We start from the raw sequence: 7,623 nt of genomic DNA, 5'->3' as shown, positions 1-7,623 counted from the left end.
GCGACCTCGACACCCGGCAGCTCTACGTGAACGGCCGGCGGGCACCGCGCGCCGCCGTCCCCGGCCTGCCCGGCACGGTCACGGCGACCGAGACCTGGCATGTCGGAGCGGGTGGCGCCGCCGCCGCGCGTGCTGCGCATCGGGGCCGTCTCCTCGCTCATCGACCGGGCGTCCTCCCGCCCGCGCTGATACGCCTCCGCATGCGCCCTGGCCTGCGGAGCCTCCTCCTCGATGCGGCCCAGCCAGCGCTCCCAGCGCTGCTGCATCGGCCGGATGAGCCCGCCGCCGATGCCGATCGCCGCGATCGCGCCGATGGTGGCCAGCACCGTGACCAGCACCGGCGTGGTGACGGTCGTGGCCACGCCGATCTGGTTGAGCGCCGCGATGATGCCGAGCGCCCAGATGAACACCGCCGCCGCCGTCGCGATCCAGCGACCGTACGACAGGCCGCCGAGCGCGCCGGACAGGATGTCCCTGACGGCCCTGGCCACGGCGCCCGCCACCACGATGATCACGATGGCCACGATCGCCAGCGGCAGCCAGCCCACCACCGCGGCAAGCAGCGCCGAGACCGGGTTGGGCCCGAAGACGTTGAACGCTATCTGCAGGGTGACCAGCAGGATCGCATAAAAGACGATCTTGGCGATCAGGCTGCTCGCATCGTACTTGCTGCGTTCGAGCCAGCGCCGCATCCCGCTGCGCTCGACCGCCCGGTCGAAGCCGACCCGTTCGAGCACCTTGTCGACGATCTTCTCCAGAGCCTTGGCCACGATCCACCCGATGATGAGAATCACGAGGAACGCGACCAGCTTCGGAACGAACGCCGCTATTGACCGCCAGGCGTCAGCTATGCCTTGGCCGAAATTGATGTCCACGGTTTCCTCCTCTGAGGAGCCAATGCCTCGGCGCTACCCGGACAGAAACCGCCTATACACAGAGAGCCACCAAATACTTCACATTGCGGTCAAAACTTCCTATATCACGTAAAGGCGCCTCGCCTTCGGCTTCCGCCTCAGTGGGTGGGGCGGGTCAGGTGGAGGTGGCGGCCTTCAGGTGGGCGGCGGCGGACTGTTCCAGGTGGTTGAGGTCGCCCGCGACGGTGGCGAAGGTGAAGCCCTCCGCCAGCCGGCGCGCCGCCTGCTCGCCGCTCGGATTGTGGATGCCGGCCGCGATGCCGGCGTCGGCCGCCGCCGTACGGATCCGCTCAAGTGCCGCCTCGAAGACGTCGGCGACCTCGGGGTCGTTCGGGAACCGGCCGCCCACGGCCAGGCACAGGTCGGACGGCCCGACGTACACGCCGTCCAGCCCCGGCGTGGCGCAGATCTCCTCGATGCCGGCCAGCCCCTCCGGCGTCTCGATCATCGCCAGGACGAGCACGGTCGCGTCCGCCTCCGCGGGCGTTGGGCCGATGCGCAGCATCGAGCGCATGGGCCCGTACGAGCGGCGCCCCGCACCGGGGTAGCGCGCGGCGGAGACGGCACGGGCGGCGTCGGCGGCGCTGTCCACGAGCGGCACGATGACGCCCGCCGCACCGAAGTCCAAAGCCCGGCCGATCACCGCCGGGTCACCCGACTCCACCCTGACCAGCCCGGCGGACCGGCCGCCCGCGTCGATGGCCATGAGGTTGGCGAGCAGCCCCGACGTGCCGATGAAGCCGTGCTGGCCGTCGAGGGCCACGTAGTCGTACCCGAGCCGGGCCAGCCGCTCGGTGGCGACGGGCGCGTCCAGGACCACCCAGTAGCCGACGGCTCGTTCCCGATCACGGATCTTCCTGGCGAACTCGGCTGCGGTCACGGGCCTCTCCTGACTCCTCGTGTACGCCCTTTCGCTCACTCTGGCATCACCTGCGCGTTTCGTGCAATGCTGATTGCGTGATTCGCGCACAGGCGGATGCGGTGCTCGTACTCGCCGACGATCTGACCGGCGCGGCGGAGACGGCGGCCGTGCTGATGCCCGCCGCCGGCGCCGCGCTGATCGCGCTGTCCGGGCCGCCCTACGAGTACGCGCCGCCGGTGCTGGTCGCCGACCTCGGCAGCCGGTACCACTCCGACACGAATTCCCTGGTACGAGCGGCACTCGCGCACGCGGGCGATCGCAGGGTCCTCGTCAAGATCGACTCCCTGCTGCGCGGGAACGTCGCCGCCACCGTCGCCGCCGCCTGCCTCGACGCGCCCGTGGTGCTGGCCCCCGCGCTGCCGTCCGCCGGTCGTACGGTCGTGGGCGGAGTCCCGTACGTCGAAGGTGTCCCGCTGCGCGAAACGCGCACCTGGCACATCGAGCCTCGCCCCGCACCCGCCACGGTCGCCGAGGCACTCGACGGCCACCCCGCCACCCTCATCCCCCTCGCCACCGTCCGCGCGGGGCACCCCGCGTTGACGCGAGCGCTCAACGGGGCAGAGGGGGTGGCGATCTGCGACGCGGAGACGGACGGCGACCTCGACGCGATCGTGGCCGCCGCGCTCGCCGCCGGCCCGCGTACCCGGCTGGCAGGTGCGGGCGGCCTCGCCGCGGCCCTCGCCCGCACGCTCGGCGGGACCGTCGCCGACGCGCCCCGTCCCGCGAAGCCGGCCGGCGACGCGCCCCTCCTGGTGATCGTCGGCACCGCGCACCCCGGCGTGTCCGCCCAGGTCGAGCTGCTGCTCCAGCACGACGTCCAGCAGATCGCACTGAGCGCGGACGAGCCACAGGACATCGCGGCACCGCGCCTGCGACGAGCCCTGGACACCGGGCCTGCCGTCCTCACCACCTCGGGCCCCTTGACGGGCGCTCTGGAGGAGATCGTCACGGGCGCCCTCGGGGGCCGTCCCGCGAACCTCGTCCTGACCGGCGGCGGCACGGCGCGGCGGGTGCTCGACGCGCTCGGCGTCCGCGAGCTGACCCCCGTCGGACAGGTGCACCACGGCGCCGTCCACAGCCACACGCCGCAGGGCCACGCGGTCGTCACCAGGCCCGGCAGCTTCGGCGGCCGTGACAGCCTGCTGCGCATGGCCGCCCACCTCGCGCCTCACCACTTCGAAAGGCTGACATGAGCACACCTCTGATCGCCCTCACCATGGGGGACGGCTCCGGCGTCGGTCCGGAGGTCATCGTCGGCGCCCTGCTGGCTCCCGAGCCGGCCGGGTTCTGCCGCCCGGTCGTCATCGGCGACGCCGGACGCCTGCGCCAGGCCGCCGCCGTCCTCGGCGTGCCCGCCAGGGTGGAGAAGGTCGGCGGGGTGAGCGAGGCGGTGTTCGAGCCGGGCCGGATCAACGTCATCGACCCCGGCCTGCTGCCCGCCGACCTCCCGTGGGGCGAGGTGTCGGCGGTGGCCGGGAACGCGGCGTACGAGTACGTCCGGCTGGCCGGCTCGCTGGCGATGTCCGGGGAGGTGCAGGCGATCTGCACCGCTCCGCTCAACAAGGAGGCCCTGCACGCCGCCGGCCACATCTTCCCCGGACACACCGAGCTGCTCGCCCACCTGACCGGCACGGAGGAGGTGTCGATGATGCTCTCGACCGCCAAGGTCAAGGTCATCCACGTCACCACCCACATCGGCCTCATCGACGCGGTCGCCCGCATCGAGCCCGGCCTGGTCGAGCGGACGATCCGGCGGGGCGCGGCGGCGATGCGCGGCTCCGGGCTGGAGCGTCCCAAGATCGGCGTGTGCGGCATCAACCCGCACGCGGGGGAGAACGGCCTGTTCGGGTACGGCGAGGAGGAGGAGAAGATCGTGCCCGCCCTCGATCGGCTGCGCGCCGAGGGCATGGACGTGCACGGCCCGCTCCCCGCCGACACCGCCTTCTTCCTGGCCGGACGCGGGGACTACGACCTCATCGTGGCCATGTACCACGACCAGGGCCACGGCCCCGTCAAGATCCTCGGCCTGGAGGCCGGCGTCAACATCACCGTCGGCCTCCCCGTCATCCGTACCTCGGTGGACCACGGCACGGCCTTCGACATCGCCGGCAAGGGCCTCGCCGACCCCGGCAGCATGCTCGAAGCCCTCCGCCAGGCCGCCGAACTCTCCCAGACCCGAACCTCATGACGACCCCATCACCGCACCTGGGGAAGGACGAGCGGCCTACGAGAGAACGGGGCGCGGAGGAGCGAGCCGTGGGCAAGCAGGGGGCGAAGGGGCGGGCCGTGGGGGAGCGGGCGGCGGACGTGCGGCGGGAGGAGATCGTGCGGCTGGCCACCGAGACCGGCCTGGCCAGCGTCGAGGAGCTGGCGGCGCGGTTCGGCGTCACGCAGTCCACGATCCGGCGCGACCTGGCGCATCTGAAGGCGGCCGGGCTGCTGACCCGCACGTACGGCGGCGCGATCGCGGTCGTCACGCACCCCGAGGCTTCGCTGCGGCAGCGGATCGGGGAGGCGTTCGAGGCCAAGCGGGCCATCGCGAGCTGGGCGGCGGCGCAGGTACGGCCGGGGGAGACGATCCTGCTGGACTCGGGCTCGACCACGGGCGCCCTGGCCCACGAGCTACGGGACGCGACCGACCTGACCGTGGCGACCACGGGGCTGACCGCGCTGCAGGAGCTGGTGGGGACCGGCGTGCACGTCGAGTGCCTGGGCGGCACGCTGCGCCACGTCAGCCAGGGCTTCGTGGGCCCGCTCGCGGAGGCGGCGCTGAGCCGGATGACGTTCGACCGGGCGTTCCTGGGCGCGGACGGGGTGACGGCGGAGGACGGGATCTGCGAGGCCAGCCTCCAGCAGACCCGCCTGAAGGAGCTGATGATGGCCCGCTCCCACCACGTCTACGTCCTGGTCCACGCCGCCAAGCTGGGCCGCCGCCCCTTCCACGCCTGGGCCCGCATGCCCGACCACTGGACGCTGGTCACGGACACCTCCGCCACGGACGACCTCCTGGAGCCCTTCACGGCGAGAGGCGTGGAAACGGTGATCGCCATCTGACGTTCTCGACGAGACGGCTCTCAGTAAGGCAGGGACGGTGTCCTGGACAGTCCGGGGCCGGGCGTTCCGGACGACGAAAAGCCCCAGACCACGAAACTGTGGGCTGGGGCCGGAAAGGGGTGGACGATACTGGGATTGAACCAGTGACCTCTTCCGTGTCAGGGAAGCGCTCTCCCGCTGAGCTAATCGTCCGTGTTGAGTTGTCACTCAGAGCGGAAGACGGGATTCGAACCCGCGACCCTCACCTTGGCAAGGTGATGCTCTACCACTGAGCCACTTCCGCATGGCGCTGTCTTTACTTTAGCGGATCCCGGAGGGTCCGCCGGCCGCCGAGGTGGAGACGGGATTTGAACCCGTGTAGACGGCTTTGCAGGCCGCTGCCTCGCCTCTCGGCCACTCCACCAGGAGTCTTGCTCCGAGCGGAAGACGGGATTCGAACCCGCGACCCTCACCTTGGCAAGGTGATGCTCTACCACTGAGCCACTTCCGCGTGTCTGCCCCCGGCGGCGATGCGCCGGGTCCACGGGAAAACCATATCGTCTCCGCGGAGTGCCCGTGCGCATCGCAGGGGTTCCTGGTCGAAACAAGAGCCGGGTTCAGGCGGACGGATGCACCAGCCGTACGTCCGACGCCATCACGAACATCACCCGGTGACCGAGCTGGATCTGGTGGTAGCGGGTCTTGCCGGTGGTGGTGACGTGTTTGGAGGGGCGGTAGGCGTTGGCGGAGTAGTGGGTGCCGGTGATCGTGTCGCCCACCGTGTACGTCTGCCCCGGCGGGATCGTGTACTTGAGCGGCGTCAGCGGCTGCACCGACGCCTTCGCGTAGGCGGACTTCTCAGGATAGGCCCGCCCGTACACCTTGACCGCCCCCGAGAGGGGCGTCGCCAGCGGGCCCTTTGCGGGGACGGCGGTCGGGTTCGAGGCCGGGTTGTGGAACCACGCCTTCTGTCCCAGGTACCAGATGGCCGTCCAGTCGCCCTTGCGCTCGGCTACCGCGTACCGCTGGCCGGTGGAGGCGCGGGCGCTGTGGTCGTACACGCTGTAGGTGCTCGCCTTCCCCGGATGCTTGCCGATGTCGTCGACCAGGGGGGCGCTGTGGCTCGGCGACTTGTGCAGCCACACAGTGGAGGCCCCGTGCGGCGGGCACTTCTTGTCGGGCTTGGTGGTCTCGCAGCCGGTGAAGCGCGGCCGGTGCGTGGCGTAGTCGGGGCGGATGATGATGGAATCGCCGTTCTTGGCCGCCTTGAACGGTTTCTTCATCAGCTCGAAGTAGTGCGCCCAGTCCCAGTAGGGCCCGGGGTCCTCGTGCATGCCGGCCACGGTCGCGGGCGTCGTCCCTGGGACGTTGTCGTGGCCGAGGATGTGCGCCCGGTTGAGCGGGATGCGGTGCTTGGCGGCGAGATAGCGCACCAGGCGGGCCGACGACCGGTACATCGCCTCGGTGTACCAGGTGCCGCCCTTGGCCAGGTAGCCCTCGTGCTCGATGCCGATCGAGCGGGTGTTGACGTCCCAGTTGCCGGCGTGCCAGGCGATGTCGTTGGTGGCGACGTGCTGGGCGACGTGCCCGTCACGGGAGCGGATGGTGTAGTGCCAGCTCACGTACTTGGGGTTGCGGATGAGGGAGGGGATGCCCTGGTAGCCGCCCTCGGTGTCGTGGATGACGATGTAGTCGACCGAGCGCTTGCGCGACAGGCGGTCGTGGTTGCCGTAGTCGCGGTTCTTCTTCTTGCCGAAGCGCTTGAACGCGGCGGGCATCCACTCGCAGTGCAGCGAGGCCGGGCACTCGGCCTTACCGCCCTCGGTGCCGCCTCCAGCCGTGTGGCCCTTGGGCGTGCTCGGCTGCTCCTGCTCGTCGGTCTCGGGGATGTCGTCGTCCCAGGCGAAGTCGTCGGGGTCGCCGAGGTGGGGGAACGTGTCAGGGTCCCAGGTCCCCAGGTCGGGCACGGGGTCGAGCTCCACCAGGTGCCCGTCGTCGGTACGCCGCCGCGCCCCCTCCCGCATCACCGAGAACACCTCGTCGGCGAACGCGCCGGCCGCCTTCGGGTCGTCGGTGCCGGCGTACTTGGCGACGGCGCCGTGCCAGTCGGCGGGGTCGGAGCTGGGCTCGTCCTGGTAGGAGGCGAGCAGGGCGGCGCCGGCGCGGATGTTGGCGGCCGGGTCGTCGCGCAGCAGCTCGGGCGGCAGCCCGGCGAGCCGGCCCGCCTCGGGGAGCGTGGTCTGCTGCTGAGCGTCGGAGACCCGCAGCGCCGCGTGCGCGTGAACGGGCGTCATCGGGCGAGTCTCGTCACCGCGCGGGTCGCCGTGGGCGTCGCCGAGGTGCTCGTGGACGCCGGCGGGGAACGCGTCCACCAGGTGCATCGGCCCGTACCCGCCGGCGGTGCTGGGCCGGCCGCCGTTGGCGTCCCACCGCGACTCCAGGTACGACACCGCCAGCAGCACGCTCTCCGGCACCCCGTACTCGCGGGCGGCGGCGGCGAAGTCGGCCTGCCGCCCAGTGGCTGAGGCGGCGGGCGCGGACATGAGGGGGACCGTGGCCGGCGCGGTGAGGACGCCGGCGGCGAGGGCGGCGGCGAGCCAGAGCTGCATGAACATCTCCCCAGGAACGTCACGATACGACTACTCACCGTAACCGTTCCCAGAAAGGGATGTGTCAGGCGGGTCGGATGATACGGATGTGATCGGCTTCGAACGCGGCATCCCGATCAGTGAAGCGGTGCCCTTGAGCGCATTT

6 protein-coding genes and 4 tRNA genes are annotated in these 7,623 nt (G+C 71.2%); 3 read left to right on the top strand and 7 right to left on the bottom strand.

Annotation, left to right across the window (positions count from 1 at the left end):
• Window positions 1–869 (bottom strand): hypothetical protein (locus AB0K18_RS49235; protein WP_364929786.1); only part of this gene is annotated, 869 nt, incomplete at its 3' end.
• A gap of 160 nt (window positions 870–1,029) precedes the next feature.
• Entirely contained in the window at window positions 1,030–1,794 is a 765-nt protein-coding gene (locus AB0K18_RS49230; RefSeq protein ID WP_364929783.1) for an aldolase/citrate lyase family protein, read from the bottom strand.
• A gap of 77 nt (window positions 1,795–1,871) precedes the next feature.
• Here AB0K18_RS49230 and AB0K18_RS49225 point away from each other — a divergent pair, with 77 nt between their 5' ends.
• From AB0K18_RS49225 to AB0K18_RS49215, 3 genes are all read left to right on the top strand, one after another.
• Window positions 1,872–3,029: a four-carbon acid sugar kinase family protein gene (locus AB0K18_RS49225; protein ID WP_364929780.1), complete on the top strand. Its 1,158-nt coding sequence runs from the start codon at window positions 1,872–1,874 to the stop codon at window positions 3,027–3,029.
• Window positions 3,026–4,024, top strand: coding sequence for a 4-hydroxythreonine-4-phosphate dehydrogenase PdxA (gene pdxA, locus AB0K18_RS49220; RefSeq protein ID WP_364929777.1), 999 nt, complete (start codon window positions 3,026–3,028; stop codon window positions 4,022–4,024). The genes AB0K18_RS49225 and pdxA overlap by 4 nt, the downstream gene beginning before the upstream one ends.
• A gap of 68 nt (window positions 4,025–4,092) precedes the next feature.
• Window positions 4,093–4,890, top strand: a complete 798-nt coding sequence (locus AB0K18_RS49215; RefSeq protein WP_364929774.1) for a DeoR/GlpR family DNA-binding transcription regulator — start codon at window positions 4,093–4,095, stop codon at window positions 4,888–4,890.
• Between the two features lie 120 nt (window positions 4,891–5,010).
• On the opposite strand, the gene AB0K18_RS49210 is transcribed toward AB0K18_RS49215, so the two are convergent.
• From AB0K18_RS49210 to AB0K18_RS49190, 5 genes are all read right to left on the bottom strand, one after another.
• Window positions 5,011–5,082 (bottom strand) — tRNA-Val (locus AB0K18_RS49210).
• A 19-nt stretch (window positions 5,083–5,101) separates the two neighbouring features.
• Window positions 5,102–5,173, bottom strand: a tRNA-Gly gene (locus AB0K18_RS49205).
• A 49-nt stretch (window positions 5,174–5,222) separates the two neighbouring features.
• Window positions 5,223–5,293 (bottom strand) — tRNA-Cys (locus tag AB0K18_RS49200).
• A gap of 15 nt (window positions 5,294–5,308) precedes the next feature.
• A tRNA-Gly gene (locus AB0K18_RS49195) sits at window positions 5,309–5,380 on the bottom strand.
• A gap of 106 nt (window positions 5,381–5,486) precedes the next feature.
• On the bottom strand, window positions 5,487–7,478 hold the full coding sequence (locus AB0K18_RS49190; protein WP_364929771.1) for an N-acetylmuramoyl-L-alanine amidase: 1,992 nt from the start codon (window positions 7,476–7,478) through the stop codon (window positions 5,487–5,489).
• Window positions 7,479–7,623 lie beyond the last annotated feature (145 nt).

Source organism: Nonomuraea sp. NPDC049421 (assembly GCF_040677005.1).
Lineage (GTDB): Bacteria > Actinomycetota > Actinomycetes > Streptosporangiales > Streptosporangiaceae > Nonomuraea > Nonomuraea salmonea.
The sequence above is the reverse complement of the archived record's forward strand: the minus strand, read 5'-3'. Positions and strand labels throughout refer to the sequence as shown.